Here is a 19,901-nt window from a genome sequence, read left to right as displayed (position 1 = left end):
ATTACAGCTGCCCCAGCTAGGGGTTAAGCCGTACCTGCCTCAAAGATGGCGTGGATAAACTGCTCAGTCCACTCCACGATGGCTTCATCTACCAGGTCTTTGCCACCAAGCCGGGCTGTCTTGGGGCGGGGAACAAGAATCTGCCAGTTCTCTGTACCGGGAATCTGCCGGTAGGTTGAGCCGGGGTACATACGCTCTAGGCGCATCTGGCGGGACTCTGGCAGGTCATTGACCGGGAAAAACCGTATCTTGGGTCCCATAGCGACGATTTCCTCCAGACCCACAGCCCGAGCACGGTGGCGTAGGGAGGCAACTTTAAAGAGGTTCTCCACGGGGGCCGGGGGCTGGCCGTAACGGTCAATGAGTTCTTCGCGGGCTTCGCCCAGTTCCTCAGCGGTCTGAGCCTGAGCAATCTGACGATAGGCAGAAAGACGCAGGCGTTCGGAGGAAACGTAGTCGTGGGGCATGTGAGCGTTGACGGGTAGGTCCACCTTGATGTCGGCCGGTGTTTCTTCTTTATCTCCGTGTTGGAAGGAGGCTACGGCCTCCCCCACCAGACGCAGGTAGAGGTCAAAGCCAACACCTGCAATATGCCCTGACTGTTCACCACCAAGCAGGTTACCAGCCCCGCGAATCTCAAGGTCTTTCATGGCAAGGCGCATACCCGCGCCCAGCTCGTTGTGGGTAGCAACAGCTTTAAGGCGCTCATGGGCGACCTCGCTCAGCATCTTCTCTACCGGGTAGAGGAAGTAGGCGTAGGCGCGTTCGCGGCCACGGCCTACACGCCCGCGCAACTGGTGAAGCTGGGACAACCCGTAGTTCTGGGCTTGGTCCACAATCAGGGTATTGGCGTTGGAGATATCCAGGCCGGTCTCCACAATGGTAGTTGAGACGAGCACATCGAACTTCTTTTCCCAGAAGTCCACAATGATTTTTTCCAGCCGGGACTCGCTCATGCGCCCGTGCGCAACGGCAATACGGGCCTCGGGCACCAGTTTCTGAATCTCGTTGGCGGTTTCTTCGATAGTGGCGACCCGGTTATGAACCACAAAGACCTGGCCTTCGCGTATGAGCTCCCGGCGGATAGCGGCGGTTACCTGTTGATCGGTCTTGGGGCCAACAAAGGTGAGAACCGGGTGGCGTTCCTCAGGCGGGGTGGCCAGGGTGGAGGTCTCCCGGATACCGGTCAGTGACATCTCCAGAGTGCGAGGAATGGGGGTGGCACTCATGGCTAGCACGTCCACGTTGGTGCGCATGGTTTTGAGCTTTTCCTTATGCTCCACTCCGAAGCGCTGTTCCTCGTCAATAATAACCAGGCCCAGGTCCTTCCATTCGATGGACTCGGACAGAATCCGGTGGGTGCCCACCACAAGATCGACGGAGCCGTGCTTGATTCCCTCGATGGTTTCGGCAGATTCTTTAGCTTTTTGGAAGCGGGAGAGCACCTTGATAGAGACGGGGAAGCCGGAGAAGCGCTCGGTGAAAGTCTCGTAGTGTTGCTGGGCCAGCAAGGTGGTGGGGACCAGAACTGCCACCTGCTTGCCATCTTGAACGGCTTTGAAGGCGGCACGCACAGCGATTTCGGTCTTGCCGTAGCCCACATCCCCCGAGATCAGGCGGTCCATGGGGATTTCTTTCTCCATGTCGGCCTTGACCTCGTTGATAGCCGAGAGCTGGTCGGGTGTCTCGTTGTAGGGGAAGGCTTCTTCCAGTTCACCCTGCCAGGGGGTGTCGGGCCCAAAGGCATGACCGCGCGAGGCCTGGCGGGCAGAATACAGTTTAATGAGATCAGCGGCGATTTCCTTGACCGCTTTGCGGGCCTTTGACTTAGTCTTGGCCCAGTCGGAACCGCCCATTTTAGAGAGTACCGGAGCGTCACCGCCCACATAGCTAGAGACCTGGTCCAGCTGGTCGCTGGGCACAAAGAGCCTGTCCTTGGGGCCGCCCCGCTTAGAGGGGGCGTACTCCAGTACCAGGTACTCTTTCATGGGCTTGGGCTGGCCCGGGGTGACTGTGGCCCCGGCAATGGGGCGCTGAATCAGCTCCACGAACTGACCGATACCGTGTTGTTCATGCACTACGTAGTCCCCCGCACTCAAAGACATGGGATCTACCGCGTTCTTTCGGCGGCGCACCGGTAGCTTGCCACTGCGCAAATCGCGGGTAGCGTAGGGGCTGGTACGGCCCAGGATATCCGCCTCGGTGAGCAGACCGAGCCGCTCGGTGTCCATCATGAAGCCGCGCCCCATGCTAGCGGTTGTCATCTCGATCATGCCGGGCTCGGGTGGATTGGTCAGGTCTTGGACGCGTGATGCCGGAATCTCAGCCTGCTGGAAGAGGTCGAGTAAGCGGGCTAGCGGGCCGGGGCCGTCCGTCACGACGGTGATCCGCCAGCCGGCCTTAATCTTCTTACCGACCTCGGTGAGCAGTTCGTTGACGTTGCCCGCGTAGGTGTGCGGGGCACGTGCAGCAAGCTGAACGGAGTCAATGCCGTCATCGACCGCATCATCTACACCCAGTGCAGTCATGGCCCACCAGCCAAAGCCTCGGGCAAGGGCTTCATCACGGATTGAGGCAACGGTCCTGAATCCACCTTGGCTCAGCTCCTGGGGGCTGCGGTCAGTCAGGTCAATAGGAGCCTGGGAGGTTTCGGTAGCTGAGTCCCAGGCAGCAAGGAGGAACTCTTCGTTGGTTGCTACCAGGTCGTGGGCTCGCGAGCGCACCCGCTCAGGTTCGAAAACAAGGGGCAGGGAGCCAGCAGGCAGGTGATCGAGCAGGGTCACCATGTCGTCAACCAGTAAGGGGATGAGGGACTCCATACCCTCTACGTAAATACCGCCTGCAATTTTTTCAAGCATGGCGGCTGCCCCCGGGAAATCGGCTTTGAGACGGGCTGCTTTGCTCATAACCGCCGGGGTTATAAGCAGTTCACGGCAGGGTGGTGCCACAAGTTCTTGGGGGTGCTCCTGTCCGGGGAGGGTTCGTTGGTCAGCTATCGAGAAGTAACGGATGCTCTCCACTTCATCGCCGAAGAATTCGACGCGTACGGGATGGGCGGCAGTAGGGGAAAAGATGTCGATGATTCCGCCTCGAACAGCGAACTCTCCTCGCTTAGAGACTAAGTCAACCCGTGAATAGGCGGCGTTTGCCAGGGTTTTGATGAGCTCATCGAAGTCTTGTTCTTGGCCTAGCTTGAGATAAACCGGGAGCATCTTTTCAAGACCAGCAACCAGCGGCTGGAGGACCGAGCGAATGGGTGCCACCACGATACGGGGGGCCTGAGGGCCTCCTTGATCGAGCGCACGCAAAACGGAGAGCCTTTGTCCTACGGTATCGCTTCGGGGTGAGAGCCGTTCATGGGGCAGGGTTTCCCATGCAGGAAAGAGCTGGACTGCCCCGGGCTCTACCAGAGCGCCAAGAGCTGTTGCGGTGTCTTCAGCTTCTCGATCGGTGGCTGTAATTGCGAGCAGGACAGGCTGAGTAGCTTCTGGTGCGGAGGCACTCAGTTGGTCAGCCAAACCCGCTAGCACAAAGGGGCGGGCTCCATCGGGAGCACCGATGATGAACTCATCAACACGTGATGATGGGCTTGCAAAAGCCTGATTGCTAATAGCCCGATAACTCGGTTCCTGGCTCAGGGCGGCGGTGATACCACGCAATGACATGTTCGCTCCATCGATCAGACCTCTAGTGCAGCCCCCATTATCCCATAGGCGGCCCCCTGCCAAGGTAGGGTGATGTGGGCCATTGAAGGGGTCTTAGCAGGCAGTAACTCTTGCCCCCACATTTGGGGATTTTATCCCCAGCATTGACATACTTTAGATAGATTCCCTGGTGAGGAATTTATTGCCTTGTCCCCACAAGTTACTACCAAGTAACCTGATTTTTTACAGGGGTTATACCGATAAAATTGAAGTGTCTAGCTCACCTCCGGTTTCCTATAAATCTTCTCGCACAAGTCCCGGGGGCGCTAGCTTATTTCGCACCATCTTAAGGGACTACATGAACATATTAGGGACCTCTCTATCCTTTTTCCCCGCTATATCTCCCTTTCGGACTATAGCCCTCACCGCATCATTAGCAGCCAGTTTGGGATTGACGGCCTGCGGGTCAATGACCACCCCTGAAACTTCAGGCAGCAGTTCAGCTACGGCATCTGCCACCAAGGCCTCAGGAAATGCTACAAGCGCACCCGGGAGCGCTTCTGCTGTGGCACAGCCATCTGCTAGCTCAAATAGCTCGGAAGAGGCTCTGCCCGAAAATAACCAGGCAGCAAGTGCTCTAGCCCAGGCCACTGAAGCGAAGTCGGATGCAGACGAGGTAAAGAAAACCGAAGAGCTCTACAACCAGGTTGAGGAAACTCTCTCCAAGGTCCCCCCCCTTGATGTGCCAGGAGCAGAAGAGCTCTCTCCCGAGGGTTCAACCGCACAGGACGACAAGGCCCTGGCCGAGCCTAGCTCCTATGTCTCTCCTGAAACCATGTCGCAGCTAGAAACCATCACCACCGGTAGCGCCCTCGACCAGTACATTGCCACTGCCACCGAATACGCAATGAGTGGCTGGCATGTAGAAGGTAGCTCCAAGGTCATCGGTACACCCAAAATTGCCGACGGCGAATATCAGGGCCAGAAAGCAAAGATTCTCGAAGTCTGCCTTGATTCATCCCAAGTCAAAGTATTTGACTCCTCCGGAAACCTCATGAACTCGGCCCAGGCCACACGCTCCCTGAACATCTTTACCCTGATCGAAGACAAAGGGACTTGGAAAATAGCCTCCCAAGATTTCCCCAATAACGCAGATTGCTAACAGACATGAAAAAACCATCACTCATCACCAAGATCTCAGTAGGAGCTCTTGCCTTAGGCCTAGGTGTCTCCCTACTCCCCGGAGCAACAGCCACCAATGATTTTGCCCCTAACGGCCTGTCTTCGGAAACCGCCGCTGCCTCCTGCTGGGAGGTCAAACAAAACGACCCCACAGCAAAGTCAGGAACCTACTGGCTCTATACCCCCTCCATGGACGCCCCAGAAAAATTTTACTGTGACCAGGAAACAGACGGCGGCGGCTGGGTTCTCATCGGCCGAGGACGAGAAGGCTGGGCTGAGGACTACTACGGTCGCGGCGATGCCTCTGAGCTCTATACTCAGCCTGAAGGCTCAACTGCCTTCACCCCCGTCCAGCTCTCATCAGAAAAAGTGGATCAACTTCTCAATGGACAAAGAGTTGACTCTTTACAGGATGGAATCCGCTTCCGTCGCGCAGCAGACATGAATGGTCGTAGCTGGCAGAATACCTACGCCAAACGATCACAGACAGAAAAGTGGAGTTGGGCCCTACGCGCCACAGCCAACTGGTCAGACATTCGTTTTGAGAATCCCCCCTTCACCAGTTCTAACTACAGCACACCTGCCTCCCTAGGTAGCGTAGGCAGTTGGGGTTCTTTCAACACTCTTGATTTCACCACCTCTAAAACCTATGGGTGGAAGAATGGTTTTGCCTACAAGGCCGGTGTGTGGGGTAGCTCATCAGCCACCTCCTACCTCTGGTCACCGAGCTACGGCACCCCGCCCATAGCCTTCACCCAGGTCTTTATCCGCCCCCGAATTACTCAGAACACGGCGGGTTTTAAGGCCATCGGTGATAGCGGATTACCCGCTGAGACCAACCGTCAACTGCCCAACAGCTACACGGCTTCTATGCGTTGGCGAACCTCCGAAGACTCAGGAACCGGTGTTGTCTCTGAACTCAACACCCGAGTCCAGGCCATTGCTCAGGTCGGCAACACTGTCTTTACCGGAGGGGACTTCAAGAATGTTGTCAGCGCCAACGGCGAAACCGTTAACCAGGCTTTCATCGCGGGCTACGACGTCAACACAGCCGAATTAGTCCGCACCTTCACCCCCACCTTCAACGGGCAAATCAAGTCTTTGGCGGCCCTACCCAATAACCTGCTGGCCGTAGGTGGCGAGTTCAGCCGAGTCAACGGAAAACCAGCCAACGGGTTTGTCATTTTAGACCCGGTTACAGGTCAAACAGATACCTCCCTAGACTGGGATATTGAAAATAGGCTGGCCTCCGGAGTTCCCGTAGTCAAAACCATTGAAGTTCACGGCGATTATGTTTACATCGGTGGTTCTTTCACTCACGTCAAGGGTGCCAACCGCCTCAGCTACGCATACTCTCGTAACGCCGCCAGGTTCTCCTTGAGCGACGGGACAGTTGATATTAGCTGGCGCCCTGCCACTAACGGCACCGTTAACGGCATCTCAGCCAGCGATGACGGGGTAGCCCTTGCTGGCTACTTCACCACAGTCAGCGGCCAGCCCTCTCGAAAGCTGGCCTACCTAAAAACCACCGAGGGCACCCTGGCTAAAAGCTGGAATTGGGCCTTGTCCCACCGGGCAGATAACCCCTACCCCAGCGACGGCTTCCAGTTTGATGTTCAGGATGTAGGGGACTCCATCTGGGCCGGTGGTGCTGAGCACCTCATTGCCCAATACGATAAGTCCGATCTTTCTCGACGCTCATCCTCTATCGCCAAAAAGGGTGGAGACTTCCAAGATCTGAGCTTTGACCCGCAGGCTAACGTTATCTACGGCTCCTGTCACTGTGGTGACTGGATTTATCAGGGAGGCCAGCAGTACAGCACCCCTTGGGAAACCTCCTCTAATATCCACCGGATCCGGCTAATCGCCGCCTTTGATGCCCAGTCTGGTCACCTGCTACCAGAGTTCGCACCCGATCTTGCCGGGGCAAGAGGGTATGGCGTTTGGGCCTCCTTCCTCGATTCCACCGGTGTCCTATGGGTGGGTGGGGATATCACCCGTTCCCGAGGCGCAAACGGTACCCAAGCAACGGTGGGCTTCGCTCGCTTTACTCCCCAGGATGTTACTGCAGCTGCTGCACCTAGCAACCTGCAGGTCACCTCAGACGGAACTAACGACCAGCTCACCTGGGACAGCAACACTGCTGGCCGCACCGATTACCAGGTACTGCGCAACGATCGCGTGATTGCTACAGTCACTCAGGGCACCTCTTACTCGGTTGCTCACACAGATGATGCTCGCTACTTTGTACGCTCAGTCGATAACGTAGGCAACTACTCTGAGACAACCCCTGTTGCCCTGGCAGAAGTCAAGGCCCCACCAGCGGAGCCCACTACCCCACCCGCTGAGGAGTCCCCGGTGACTCCCCCAGACCTGCCCCAACCCACCAAGGCCCCGGTAAGCCCACCTGTGGAACCAGGACCAGGCGAGGACCCGCTTACCCCACCGGATCAGCCGGAGCCCGGGCAGGACCCTGATCAGCCCGCCGATGGGGCTGACCCAGTGGCTCCCCCCATTGGGGAGGACACTCCCGCTGACCCAGAACAACCCGATGTTGAAGATAATCCGGCTCCAGCTGACCCGGTGGAACCGATTGAGCCGGAGAAACCAGCCGACCAAAAAATCATTGCCTCTGGAGATGACTGGCGGGTAGCTTTTCACCTCTTCAGTGACTTTGACCGTAGCTGGCGCGATACCAATTACAGGTACAACACCGCCTGGCAGTGGTACACGGCACCAACTTCAATCGGTTGGGGTGAAGGTAGCCTGAAGACCCAGCTGACCTTCAACTTCTTCACCCAGCCCTCGTCCTTCTTCTTGCGTAAGGAGTTCACCTTGAACCCCGCTCCTAACCAGGAGCTGGTCCTGACTACCTACGCTGATGATGGCATCGCTATCTATGTCAACGGCAAGGAAGTGGCCCGTCAGAACCTCCCTGCCAATGCCTACCCTAGGACGGCTGCTCTTGCACGAGTTTCTTATGCTGATGCAAAGGCTAACCCGCTTACTATCACCATTCCGTCTAAGGATCTCAAAGATGGTAAGAACGTCATCGCGGTTGAGGTTCATTCCTACCGTCGTGGCGAACCTACCACCTTCGATATGGATGCAACTCTGGTAACACGCTAGAAGCTGCTCGGGCAAAGAATAGAAAATCCTGCTCCCCAAAGGTTTCCCTTTGATGAGCAGGATTTTCTACCTTCCTATACATCCCGGTAAAAGATTAAGCTCTGGGTCTTTTTGCCTACATGTTTAGCGGCGGCTTATGAAGACAGGGGACCCTTTCGTCCACCGTTTAGCTGACAAATGATAGGGACAAGTCCTTATAAATATGGGGCTTGTCCCAAGAAGGTCGGCTACTGTTTGAATCTACTCTGACCTAAGATTGAGGGATATACCCCCCACCCTTGAGCGGCATCTACCTTTCCCTACACCTGAGGGGTAAAGCAATGATAGGCCGCCTCAGGGGCTAACAAGCGGTCCGCACACCGCACTTATCTGCTCGCACTTTACTAGGGACTTCCAGGGCATGGCTATGACCTCTTCTTCCTCTGGCACCAAAGGCCGGTTCAGGGAAACACTTTCACATTTGAATGCAGCGCAGAAGCCCGGGGTGGGCGTACCTGCTTACACCCGCTGGGTTAATCGTCGGGTCGCACGCATCTTTGCAGCCGCTGCCGTTAAGTGTGGTATTACCCCAAACGGCGTCACCGCCATCAGCGCCCTCACCTCGCTGCTAGCCATGCTTCTCTTGCTGACTGCCCAGCCCGCTTTGGCTGTGGGCGCGCTTGCAGCTTTCCTCTTTGCCCTGGGCTACGCGCTCGACTCCGCTGATGGCCAGGTTGCCCGCGTGACAGGCAAATCCTCCCCCGCCGGGGAATGGCTAGATCACGTCGTTGATGCTATGCGTACCCCCGCCATGCACCTGACCATCCTGATCGGCTTCATCAAGTACCCCGGCAGCTGGCCTGTGACAGGCTGGCAGCTCTGGTGGCTACCCCTGGCTTTTTCGGTTCTGATGACCGGCCACTTCATGAGCCAGATTCTGGCAGAACAGCTCCGTAAAAAGCACGCTAGGCAGGAGCCACCCTCGGGGGGAAGTCTTCGCTCTTTCATCAATCTACATATGGATTCCGGTACTTTCTGCTGGGTCTTTATTCTCTGGGGAACGGGCTGGGGCTTCCTCATTGCCTACGGCCTCCTCTTCCTCTCAAACGCAGCAACGGTTCTTCTCTCCATGCGCCGTAAGTTCCTGTCACTCAGTACACCTCAAGGAGCATAGGTCCCATGTCCGACGTTAAAATTTCAGCACTTATTGCAACCGCAGGGGCACGCCCCCAGCTGTTGCGACAGACCGTTCAATCCATGTTTGACCAGGACTACACCGGTCACATCGAGGTTATCGTTGTGTTTGACTACGTTGATATCGATGATCTATCCGATATGACGGTACCGCCCAACCGCTCTCTTAAGACCATTGTTAACTCACATTCGAAGGGTCTTGCCGGCGGACGGAACACCGGTGTGGTTGAGGCCAGCGGTGAATGTGTTGGCTTCTGCGACGATGATGATTATTGGTACCCCACCCGTATCTCTGAACAGATCAAACTCTGGAAAGAGCACCCGGAGGCTATCGCCATTTCATCTGGCATCGTCATTCGTTCTGAAGGTAAGGAGATCGAACGTCTTGCTCCTGCGCTTGCAAGATTCGACGACTTCCTGCGCTCTCGCATCACCGAGATTAATCCCTGCACCACGCTCTTTAAGCGTGATGACCTAGTTCCTGGCGGGCGTATTGGGCTGGTTGATGAAAAGCTCCCCGCCGCCTATGGTGAAGACTACGATCTGCTCCTGCGGGCAACCCGTTGCGGTGATATTTACTCAATTCAGAAGCCCGGCGCGCTCATACTCTGGGATCGCCCCTCCTTCTTTGCGGGGCACTGGCAGTCAATGGTCGATGGTCTTACCTATATTCTCCAGAAGTACCCCGAGTTTGAGCGTCAGCCCAAAGGCACCGCGAGAATCGCCGGTCAGATCGCTTTTGCACATGCTGCCCTGGGCAACCGCAAACCCGCGCAGGCATACGCAAGATCGGCACTGCGTCGCGACCCCCTACAGGTTCGGGCCTGGGCCGCACGCTGTATTGCAGCGGGACTCATCAAGCCCGAATTTCTACTGAACCTGGTGAATAAAACAGGTAGAGGGCTCTAGATCCGCATGACGGTTCCACTCTCCCCAACCTCACACTACAATCGATTTCTGTCAGCGGTGCCCCCCACCGTGGACGCACCGCTCCCGGCCTGGCCCATTTTAATCCTGCTCTATGGCTTCCCCCTTGTGTGGGCTATGGGTTTCATGCAGTTCGCCCCAACGGTTCTAGCCTTGATCATGATTGTTCTCATGGTCATGCGCCGACACGTGATGGTTCATTCCACCATGTGGGTCTGGTTCGCTCTCATGTTCTGGGGGCTTATCTGCCTTGTCTCCATCAATACAGGATCGGAGTTTTTAGGCTGGTTCCAGCGCTACATGAACATCTTCAATGTGGGTATCTACACCGTCTATTTCTTTAATGCCCGTGAACGGATCCCTAACCACATCATGCTGGGCGGCCTGCTGACTATATGGGCAACGGTCGTTATCCTGGGCTACGCCGCCCTAGCTTTCCCCAACTTTAGGCTTCAAACGCCCATGAGTTTTGTCTTGCCGGGTTCGCTACTCAATAACGACCTGGTGAAAGCCTATGTGCTCCCCCCCATGGCAGAAGTTCAGCTCCCGTGGGGAGTCGACGTACCCTACAACAGGCCCTCAGCGCCTTTCCCCTACGCCAACTCATGGGGTTTAGCTTATGCGCTACTCACCCCCGTTGTTTTTGCTGTGATTACCGGGGTTCACTCACGTAAAACCCAGATCCTTCTTGTCCTTGCCGTAGTTGTTTCGCTAGTCCCAGCAGTGGCAACCTCAAACCGAGGTATGTTCATTGGCCTGGGCGCAGCTTTTGCCTATGTCCTCTTCCGTTTGCTTCTTCGCGGTGACTGGCGTGCTTTGGGTATAGGCTTTGTGCTCTTCCTTGGGGGCATCACCTACCTCACGGTTTCCGGTGCTATTGAGGAAATCTTGGGCCGCCAGGAGTATTCAAACTCAACCGGTGGTCGGGCCTCACTCTACGAGCTCACTTTTGAGTACACCTTGCGTTCACCACTCGTAGGCTATGGAACCTCCAAGATGGCCGATAACGTGGGTGTTTCAATGGGCACCCAGGGCCAGGTGTGGGCTCTCATGTTCTGCTTTGGTTTTGTTGGTCTGGGGCTCTTCCTACTCTATGTAGTCTCAGTCCTCATCAATACCTGGAACGTTGCATCGCTGACCGGTATGTGGGTTCACTCGGTGATTGTGGCAGCGCTAGCAGTGGTCTTCTTCTATTCCTTCGACGTCATTCAGCTCACCGTTCTTATGCTGACGGTAGCCATGATGATGAGATCTCGAATGTACGGGGAGGGCCTCTAATGGCTCGTTCTCTTGCAAAAAGTGGAGCTTTCTCAACGCTGTACGTCATGTACGGTTCGGCTGCGGCCTTTGTGGCTACGCTTATAGTGTCAAATGGTGTAGGTAAAGCCGGTGCGGGTTCCTTCTTTCAAGTCATGGCACTCTTTGCGATTGCGACTTCGCTCTGTGTCTTTGGTGCAGATACCGGCCTTGTAAGAGCCATGAGCGCACAGCGAGCTCTGGGGCAGTATTCCCTTCTACCGAAGCTCTTACGATATGCTTTTGGCCCCGCAACCCTCATTGCTTTCACGGTTCTTATTGCGGCAACCCTTATCGCGCTACCGGTTGTGACCCCCAATATGGGCACTGAAAACCGTACAGCTATCCTTGCCAGCGCACCTTTTATTCTGGTTGCGGCCTGGATGACACTGTGCTTCGGGGCACTCCGGGGACTGGGCTACACCGTAGAGTTCACCTTTCTCCAAAGCGCGCTCCTGCCTACCCTTCGTATTCTGGCTGTTCTGCTCGCTGTCAGTATCTCAGGGGCCATTCTCTCTTTGGCTCTGGCATGGTCACTCCCCCTGCTCCTTGTCTTTGCAGTTTCAGCGCTATGGGTTCGCAAGTACATGCCTCAGGGTGAAGATCTTCCCAGCTATCCAGCAAAGCATCTAGCTATTGAAGCCATGGCAAGTACACCTGTCACTGCGCCCGAGACCGCAAAAAGTTTCTGGGCCTTCAGCTCAGCGCGCGGTGTCTCGGCCATGGTCGAGGCGGTCCTGGAATGGATTGATGTCCTGCTCATCGGCCTCTTCTTAGGCCCGGCAGCCAGCGGCGTCTACGGCGCTGTCAATCGTTGTGTCCGTGTCGGTGCAATGGTTGAGCATACCGCCCGCGTGGTCACCGGGCCAGAGATCTCCTCAGCAATCGCTCGGGGTGACCTTATTAGAGCTCGCCAGATCTTTGTCTCCGCAACCCGGATTCTGGTGGCTGTTGGTTGGCCTTTTTTCATCACCTTGGCGGCCTTCGGCCCCGCGCTACTGGGATTCTTTGGCTCCGGGTTTGTTGAGGGAGCACCGCTCTTTTGGATCATCGGGGTAGCCATGCTGGTTCAGATGGCCGCCGGTGGCGTTCAGAGTGTACTTCTCATGAGCGGGCGTAGCCGCTGGCAACTTTACAACAAGCTCTCCGCACTAGCTGTTGCAGTCGCTCTCAACCTCACCCTGATTCCACTCTGGGGGCTAGCTGGGGCAGCAACCGCTTGGGCCTCAGCCGTCCTCACAGACTGTGTGCTGGCCACGGTTCAGGTCTACGGAAAACTCGGCATCAGGCCCCGCCCTTCCGAGCTGCTCCCGGTCATGAGTCTTGCGGCTGGAACTCCGTCTCTTGGAGCCGTGGGAGTTCACCTCATCTGGGGAAACCAATTCTTAGGACTCATCATCTACCTAGTTACGGTGGTACCGCTCTATGCGGCTCTCATCTACCGTTTCCGACATCAGGTAGGCCTGGAACAAGTCATCGACTCACTCACTCGCAAATTTAGCCGCTAGGCAACACATCTTGATTAATCTTTAGGGAAGGACTCATACTCATGGAACGCCAATCACGGTTAAGAACCAAGGACCAGCAAACCACACCCGTATCGCTCGGAGCAGCAGCTCGGCGGGTTCTGCGCCACCGCTTTGTGGTGCTTACCAGTTTAATGATCTTCGCGGCGCTCGGCGCTGTGGCAGGGCTTATCCTTCCTAACTCATACCAGTCTAAAGCCGTGATCAATGTAACCCAGCCCAGCTCCGGCGCATCGGGACTCCGTGCTAGCCTGAACACTATTGACATGGATACCGAAGAGGCTATTGCAGGTTCCCGCACTGTACTCGAGGCAGCTGCCAATCAGCTGGGTTTAGATGCTGATGACCTCAAAGATATGGTCAGCGTGGCAGGCCATTCCAACAGCACCATTCTCGATATTATGGTCAGCTCGGATTCACCTGAAAGATCAGCCGAGATCGCTAATACTGTAGCCCACGCTTACCTCAAACACAGGTCAGATACAATCCGGACAACCCGGGAAGAAACCCGCAAAAATATCGACGCTGTCTCTGCGGGGATGGATTCAGGAATCGTCAACCAGGCTATCCTGAGCCTAGAGGCCACCTCCACAGATACCGGCACTATTATCTCAAGCGCCCAAGCCCCTAGCAGACCATCAAATTTCACTCTGGCGCAAACCATCTTTATTGGTGCAGGAATAGGCCTGCTCCTAGGAATTTTTGCAGCCTACATCGTGGATAGAACTTCGAGGGTTCTCGGCTACCCCGAGCGTCTCTCTGAAATTGCTCAGGCTCCCGTCTCTATCATCAAGAGTGGTTCCGAAGAGGAATCTATTGCCCAGCTTCTCCGCCGAATGGATGTTGCCGATGGCAATCTCAAGAAGGCTAACTTTGATGGTGTTACTGTCTTCTCCCCTACCCCTCGCGCGGCAGGTGCGCTGACTACCTTTCTCATCAAGGGGATTTCTGACCCCGATTTTGTCGTAACCGAGGCTCCGGTTTTCAACTCTCTAACCAACAATCAGCTCAAGGCTCATATCAAGCAGAACAAGCCGCTGATTGTAGATACTCCGGCCTCAGCCTCTCTTGCAAAGGTCCTCCTTTCAGCTGACCAGAGCGGCGTTCTACTCCTGCCTTTTACCCCCAAAAGCACGGTGAAGAGCGTACGACGCCTGTTTAGTGAGCTCACTCCCTCAAGCTCCACCCAGGTTATCCCTGTTTACTTTGACACGCATACTCACGAGAAATAATCACCCATGAAGGTCCTTCTAACAGCAAGTGCTGGTGGCCATCTGGCTCAGCTTATAGCCCTTGAAAAGTTCTGGAAAGAGCACGATCGGGCCTGGGCAACCTTTGAGCTACCCGAAGTTAAGGCCGCTTTAGACGGCGAGCGCACCTACTGGGTACACTTCCCGACAACCCGGAATATTCCTAACGCAATCCGGAATATCGGTGTTGCCTGGCGGGTACTCCGCAAGGAGCGGCCCGATGCCGTTATCTCAACCGGTGCTGCGGTTGCCGTTCCGTTCTTTATTATCGCCAAGCTTCTTGGCATCAAAACGGTCTTTATTGAGTGCTATGACCGTATTACTATGCCAACGCTCACCGGCCGCATCTGCTACCCCATGAGCGATCTTTTTGTGGTGCAGTGGGAGGAGCAGAAAAAGATATTCCCTGAGGCCGTCAATATCGGCCATATTCTCTGAGCGAGGAGGTAGCTTTGAGCGAGAAAAAATATGATCTGGTTGTATCTCTGGGCACTGATTACCACCATTTTGACCGTCTTGTGCATTGGGTGGATGAGTATCTTGCGGCACGCCCTCAGGTGAGCTGTCTTGTTCAACATGGTTTCACGGCTCCTCCTCAACATGCTGAGGCTGTTGAGCGTTTGCCCCGTGCTGAACTACTGGAACTCTACCGCTCTGCGAAGGTGGTCTTGGTGCAGGGCGGGCCAGGGTCAATTTTGGATGCTCGTGAGGTAGGTGCGATTCCGCTGGCAGTCCCCCGTGTTGCTGAACTTGATGAGGTAGTTGATAATCACCAGGTTGAGTTCTCTCGTGTGATGCAGACACACGGTGAGACCATCGTGGTCAACAGCGCAGAAGATCTCCTGAATAAGCTTGATGCAGCTTTCGCTGACCCGGATTCTCTGCGAGGAACCTACCGTGTACCCGGCAGTGATAAGGCTGCCGATAATCTTACGGAGTCCTTTAGCCGCATTGGTAGTGGCCAGCCAAGTGGGTTTGTTCGCAGGGTCTGGCAGATTCTGTTGGGAATGTGCAGGAGGCCAAGCTAGGTCTGCCCCCCTTACCGCTAGCGCATTAAGGTACAAGCCTGTGGGTATCTGCTCTTAGGCTCAACGATTTAGCCATCAGTGAGCAGGGCTCGCATTTCTCAGTGTTCAAACATGTTAACCCCGTAGAATGGGGCAGGACAGAAACTATTTGCCCTGAAAGGCTTCACTATGGCTGTTCAAAGCTCCACCACTATTAACGCCGGCATCGATTTGGTTGCACGTGCTTTTGCCGACGAGAACTTTGCCCGTTTTGCAAGTGAAAAGGTACGGGTGACTTTTGAGTCTTTCCAGCTTCAGGGTGACCCTGCGGCAGCTTTTACCACCACCACTGTTCGTTCCGTACCTGCTGATCGTCTGCCCGATATGGCCAAGAAGATCCCCGGTGCTTCTCATGGCATCTCCCTGACCCAGGTCGATCAGGTCTCTGCGCCCGCGGCTGATGGTTCACGCACCGTTGTCTCAGAAGTATCTGTTAAGGGTGTTCCCGTAACCGGCAAAGCTAGCCAGAGCCTTACCCCCCAGGGAGATACGACCGTGGCTAATGTTGAGGGCGAAGTTAAGTGCTCTATCCCGCTGGTAGGTAAGAAAATTGCGGCGGCAGCTGAGCCTCAGATTGGCCGCGTGTTCTCGGCTCTGGGTTCCTGCGCAGAAGAGTTCATTCAGAACAACTACTAGGCCAGATAGCCCCATATAGCTCAAGCGGCGCCCTACCCGTTCGGGTAGGGCGCCTCTTTTCTTGGCTTCAATGGGACTTAGGCCGCAGATGGCATAGAAAGTGCCTTCAGGGCGGCGCGTAACTTAGTGCTGGAGGTGTGAGCGGTGTAGGGGAAGTAAACTACGTGAACACCGACCTCCGCAAACCGGCGCTCTAACTCCTTACCACGAGCAGTACCTTTCCAGTCGTCACCTTTAAAGAAGGTGTTGAAACGAACCTGTTCCCAGGTCTCTAGCTTATCTTCTACCGTTTCTGCTCGAACTTCATCGACAAAATCAATGTGAGAGACGATTTCCATACGCTCAGCCAAGGGCACGATGGGGCGTCGGCCCTTGGTCAGCTCTAACATTTCATCTGAGACGACTCCTGCAATCAGATAGTCGCAGTTCTTTTTTGCTTCACGCAAGATGTTGAGGTGGCCTACGTGAAAGAGGTCAAAGGCGCCAGCGGCGTAACCGATATTCATTGTTCCCCTGAAGAAAAGTGCGAAAGAACCCGCGTGCGAAAACGGGATGTTAGTGTATTTTCAGTCCTTAAGACTACGGGAGTTAACCTGCTATTGGTAGCCGTTTGAACCGCCTCTTTGGGGGACAGCCCACACTGAAAGAGGCTGGCGTGACCTGCAATAAGACCCGCCCCCTTAGCTATCTTCCATAGCCGGGACGGGCCTTATGTCAGGGGCTAAGCCGCAGATAATACCGGGGCCTAGCGGGCAGCGGCTTCTTTAGTGGCTTCTTCTGCCGCGACCCACGAAAGCATGGCGCATTTCACGCGGGCCACGAATTTGGAGACACCGGCAAAAGCTGCAGCGTCGCCGAGCGCTTCCTCATCGGGTTCAATCTGACCGCGTGAGCGGAGCATCTCGCGGAAGTCATCAACAAGTTTTTGGAACTCTTCTACGGTCATGCCAGGGGCCATCTCTGATAACACAGAAGCCGCCGCCATGGAGATTGAGCAGCCGTCGCCTTCCCAGGAGACCGACTGGATAAGGGGTTGGTTGGTATCAAGAATAATCCGCAGGTTAATCTCGTCACCGCAGGTTGGGTTGTACTGGTGGTTGGTGGCTACCCGTGCCCCTTCTGCCGGTTCAAGCAGGCCCTCACCGCTGCGCTGTTTGGAATGTTCAAGGATAATTTGCTGATAAAGCTGTTCTAGGCCGCTCATTACAGTATCTCTTCTTTCGTTGTAGGTCTTAGAAATGGTGCAGACTAAGCACCCGCCCTCCCGGGTTCTTGCGGAGAGGGTAAGGGACTACAGCAGGTCTTAGTCGGTATACCCGAAGTAGGGGCGTACCTTTGCTAGCTCTTCAATGAAACGCTCAACGTCCTGGGTGCTCGTGTAGATGTAGGCTGATGCTCGCGTTGAGGCGGTGATGCCTAGGGCGCGGTGGAGGGGCTGGGCGCAATGGTGACCCACACGAACCGCAATGCCCTGCTGGTCCAGCAGCTGACCCACATCGTGCGGGTGTACCCCATCGACATGCACGGAGACAAGCCCAGCACGCGGCTGCCCCACTGAGGGACCCAACAACCGCACACCGGGAATCTGGCTCACACCCTCAGCTAGGAGCTGCCCCAGGTGAGCTTCCCAGGCGTGGACGCGGTCCATACCTAGGTGTTGCAGGTAGCGCACGGCCTCGGCCCAGGCAACAGCCTGGGAGACCCGCTGGGTACCGGCCTCAAACTTGATGGGAGCAGGCATCCATTCAGCTTCGGTCATGGTGACCTTGGTGATCATGGACCCGCCGGTGAGGAATGGTGGCAGAGCCTCTAAAAGTTCATGTCGGCCGTACAGGGCACCGATGCCGGTAGGTGCCAGCATTTTGTGCGCAGAAAACACCGCAAAATCAACGCCGAGCGCTTTGACATCGACCTGCATGTGGGGTGCAGACTGGCAGGCATCGAGAACGGTTAGCGCCCCCACCCGCTCTGCCAGCTGGACCATGAACGCCACATCGGTCATGGAGCCAGCAACGTTAGAAACATGGGTGAAAGCTAGGACGCGGGTACGCTCTGTGACGATATTCTCCGCCGCCTGGTAGTCAATCAGCCCATCTGCCGTCACCGGGACATAACGGAGGGTTGCCCCGGTGCGGGCCGCAAGAATCTGCCAGGGAATAATGTTGGCGTGGTGTTCCTGCTCCGTAGTGATGATTTCATCACCGGGCTTGAGCGCAAAAGCTCGGGCGGCTTCTGCCCCAATACCGTCAGATGCGTTGCCCAGGGAGTAAGCCAGGAGATTCAGGGCCTCGGTGGCGTTTGAGGTCCATACCAGCTCGTTCTCCGCAGCTCCAAGGAATCCAGCTACCGTGCGCCGGGCGTCCTCAAAGGCATCGGTTGCATCAACTGCTAGGGTGTGGGCACCGCGGTGAACCGCAGAGTTAGCGCCCAGATAGTAGTTGCGCTCAGCATCAAGGACCTGAAGAGGATTCTGGCTCGTTGCACCCGTGTCGAGGTAAATCAGCGGTTGGTCGTTGACCGTGCGGTCAAGAATCGGGAAATCCTTACGCACTTCGGCCACAAGATCATCTGTGAGTTCCACCCCGGCCGGGGTGCGGTACTGGCTAGCCACCGATATCTGCCCTTCTTTCGAATCCTGCCTGTATAACGGCATGCTTTTATAGCCTATTCCCAAAAAAGGAAGAAAGGTAGTTAGGTGGGGCTGGCCTATTCCAAGTTCACAGCATCTAGGCCTGGTCCCTCTTGACGTGAAATTTTTGCTGGGCCGCAAGAAGCCCATCAGTGATCAGCAGTTCAAGGGCCTGCGCCGAATCAGACACCAGAAGGGGGAGCTCTTTCTTCTCAAGTTGTGAGAAGGGCCTGAGAACGAAATCTGCGGTCTGTATACGACCCGGAGGTCGGCCAATCCCGGTACGCACCCGATAGTAATCTTTGGTTCCCAGTGCCTTTGTCATGTCGCGGAGCCCATTATGCCCGCCTTCTCCCCCACCGATTTTCAGTTTGATAGTGCCGAAGGGGATATCCAGTTCATCGTGTACTGCGATAATCCGCTCAGGCTCAATACCGTAAAATCTCGAGAGTTCTGCCGCGGGGCCACCCGAAAGATTCATATAGGTTAGAGGCTTTGCCAGGATCAGGCGGGGGCCTCCCATGCCCAGACGTCCTTCTAGCACTTGGGCACGAGCTTTTGAGTGCTTCTTAAAGCTACCGCCAACCTCACGCGCTAATTGGTCTAGGACCATCTGACCTATGTTGTGACGGGTTGCAGCATACTCAGTACCGGGGTTCCCCAGACCGATCACGAGCCAAGCCTCTGCCATGTAACTCACCTTTCTGAGCTGATGATACAAAGAGGGTCTGCGCCGTAAATACTACGACGCAGACCCCTGAGGTTAGAAACCTCTAAACTTATTCAGCTTCATCTACCAGGGCATCAGCTTCGGCACCCTCAGGAGCGTTTTCGCCTTCTTCGCCGGTCTCGGGAACGTCAAGTTCCTCGGGCTCAGAAACGTTAACGATTAGAAGCTCGGGATCTGCTACCAGGGTAACGCCGGCGGGCAGTTCAATATCAGATGCATGAACGTGCTGACCGATTTCGCGACCTTCGATGTTAACAACCAGGCTCTCGGGGAGCTTGAGGGCATCTGCTTCAACCAGCAGGAAGGTTTCTGTCTGGTTTGCGACAGCGCCAACTACAGGCTCGCCCTCAACATGGATGGAAACTTCAATCTGAACCAGCTCGCCACTCTTAACGGTCTGCAGGTCAAGGTGCTGGAGTTCGGGGCGGATGGGGTGACGCTGGATGTCCTTGATCATGACGAGGTGTGATTCACCTTCGATGTCGAGTTCGAGGATAGCGTTGTCAACGCGAGCAGCCAGGGTGGTTGCGTGGCCGGGCATGATAACGTGCTTGGGCTCTTCGCCGTGGCCGTAAATTACTGCGGGGATGTCGCCTGCCATGCGGATGCGACGAGCGTAGCCCTTGCCGAAGTCGTTGCGGGGTGTTGCGGAAATCTTGATGGTATCTGACATGGTCAGCCATCCTTTCTATGGTTAGGAGTGATGCGCCAA

Annotated in this window: 16 protein-coding genes; 10 read left to right on the top strand and 6 right to left on the bottom strand. The window is 55.7% G+C overall.

Going from position 1 to position 19,901, the window contains the following annotated elements; all coding sequences use genetic code 11:
* Positions 1-23: 23 nt before the first annotated feature.
* Positions 24-3,665: a transcription-repair coupling factor gene (mfd, locus tag ACN080_RS00910; protein WP_419112817.1), complete on the bottom strand. Its 3,642-nt coding sequence runs from the start codon at positions 3,663-3,665 to the stop codon at positions 24-26.
* Between the two features lie 544 nt (positions 3,666-4,209).
* Here mfd and ACN080_RS00905 point away from each other — a divergent pair.
* The 10 genes from ACN080_RS00905 to ACN080_RS00860 all read left to right on the top strand — a co-directional run bounded on the left by ACN080_RS00905 (position 4,210) and on the right by ACN080_RS00860 (position 15,830).
* Positions 4,210-4,806 carry a hypothetical protein gene (locus ACN080_RS00905; protein ID WP_419112816.1) on the top strand — a complete coding sequence of 199 codons (597 nt, stop codon included), beginning with the start codon at positions 4,210-4,212 and terminating at the stop codon, positions 4,804-4,806.
* 5 nt (positions 4,807-4,811) lie between these two features.
* Positions 4,812-7,955 carry a fibrinogen-like YCDxxxxGGGW domain-containing protein gene (locus tag ACN080_RS00900; protein ID WP_419112815.1) on the top strand — a complete coding sequence of 1,048 codons (3,144 nt, stop codon included), beginning with the start codon at positions 4,812-4,814 and terminating at the stop codon, positions 7,953-7,955.
* A gap of 406 nt (positions 7,956-8,361) precedes the next feature.
* Positions 8,362-9,108, top strand: coding sequence for a CDP-alcohol phosphatidyltransferase family protein (locus tag ACN080_RS00895; RefSeq protein WP_419104464.1), 747 nt, complete (start codon positions 8,362-8,364; stop codon positions 9,106-9,108).
* 5 nt (positions 9,109-9,113) lie between these two features.
* Positions 9,114-10,037, top strand: coding sequence for a glycosyltransferase family 2 protein (locus ACN080_RS00890; protein WP_419112814.1), 924 nt, complete (start codon positions 9,114-9,116; stop codon positions 10,035-10,037).
* Positions 10,038-10,106: 69 nt separating this feature from the next.
* Positions 10,107-11,333, top strand: a complete 1,227-nt coding sequence (locus ACN080_RS00885) for an O-antigen ligase family protein (RefSeq protein ID WP_419112813.1) — start codon at positions 10,107-10,109, stop codon at positions 11,331-11,333.
* On the top strand, positions 11,333-12,859 hold the full coding sequence (locus ACN080_RS00880) for a lipopolysaccharide biosynthesis protein (RefSeq protein WP_419112812.1): 1,527 nt from the start codon (positions 11,333-11,335) through the stop codon (positions 12,857-12,859). Before ACN080_RS00885 ends, ACN080_RS00880 begins: the two co-directional genes overlap by 1 nt.
* A 41-nt stretch (positions 12,860-12,900) precedes the next feature.
* Entirely contained in the window at positions 12,901-14,109 is a 1,209-nt protein-coding gene (locus ACN080_RS00875; RefSeq protein WP_419112811.1) for a YveK family protein, read from the top strand.
* A 6-nt stretch (positions 14,110-14,115) separates the two neighbouring features.
* Positions 14,116-14,565 (top strand): PssD/Cps14F family polysaccharide biosynthesis glycosyltransferase, encoded by a 450-nt coding sequence (pssD, locus tag ACN080_RS00870; protein ID WP_419099844.1) that lies wholly within the window; start codon positions 14,116-14,118, stop codon positions 14,563-14,565.
* A gap of 14 nt (positions 14,566-14,579) precedes the next feature.
* Positions 14,580-15,155 carry a glycosyltransferase gene (locus ACN080_RS00865; protein WP_419099845.1) on the top strand — a complete coding sequence of 192 codons (576 nt, stop codon included), beginning with the start codon at positions 14,580-14,582 and terminating at the stop codon, positions 15,153-15,155.
* 168 nt (positions 15,156-15,323) lie between these two features.
* Positions 15,324-15,830, top strand: a complete 507-nt coding sequence (locus tag ACN080_RS00860) for a DUF2505 domain-containing protein (RefSeq protein ID WP_419099846.1) — start codon at positions 15,324-15,326, stop codon at positions 15,828-15,830.
* 77 nt (positions 15,831-15,907) lie between these two features.
* Here ACN080_RS00860 and ACN080_RS00855 read toward each other — a convergent pair whose 3' ends face one another.
* The 5 genes from ACN080_RS00855 to ACN080_RS00835 all read right to left on the bottom strand — a co-directional run bounded on the left by ACN080_RS00855 (position 15,908) and on the right by ACN080_RS00835 (position 19,862).
* Positions 15,908-16,336, bottom strand: coding sequence for an adenylyltransferase/cytidyltransferase family protein (locus ACN080_RS00855; protein WP_419099847.1), 429 nt, complete (start codon positions 16,334-16,336; stop codon positions 15,908-15,910).
* A gap of 239 nt (positions 16,337-16,575) precedes the next feature.
* The gene (sufU, locus tag ACN080_RS00850) at positions 16,576-17,034 is read right to left on the bottom strand and encodes a Fe-S cluster assembly sulfur transfer protein SufU (protein WP_419112277.1); all 459 of its coding nucleotides are present in this window, start codon (positions 17,032-17,034) and stop codon (positions 16,576-16,578) included.
* Positions 17,035-17,133: 99 nt separating this feature from the next.
* A complete protein-coding gene (locus ACN080_RS00845) occupies positions 17,134-18,441 on the bottom strand; it encodes a SufS family cysteine desulfurase (protein ID WP_419112810.1) in 1,308 nt (435 codons plus the stop codon).
* Between the two features lie 115 nt (positions 18,442-18,556).
* Positions 18,557-19,150, bottom strand: coding sequence for an aminoacyl-tRNA hydrolase (gene pth / locus ACN080_RS00840; RefSeq protein ID WP_419112809.1), 594 nt, complete (start codon positions 19,148-19,150; stop codon positions 18,557-18,559).
* A gap of 88 nt (positions 19,151-19,238) precedes the next feature.
* Positions 19,239-19,862 (bottom strand): 50S ribosomal protein L25/general stress protein Ctc, encoded by a 624-nt coding sequence (locus ACN080_RS00835; protein WP_419099851.1) that lies wholly within the window; start codon positions 19,860-19,862, stop codon positions 19,239-19,241.
* Positions 19,863-19,901 lie beyond the last annotated feature (39 nt).

The organism is Rothia sp. CCM 9416 (assembly GCF_048513535.1).
GTDB lineage: Bacteria > Actinomycetota > Actinomycetes > Actinomycetales > Micrococcaceae > Rothia.
This window is presented reverse-complemented; position numbering and strand designations above follow the sequence as displayed.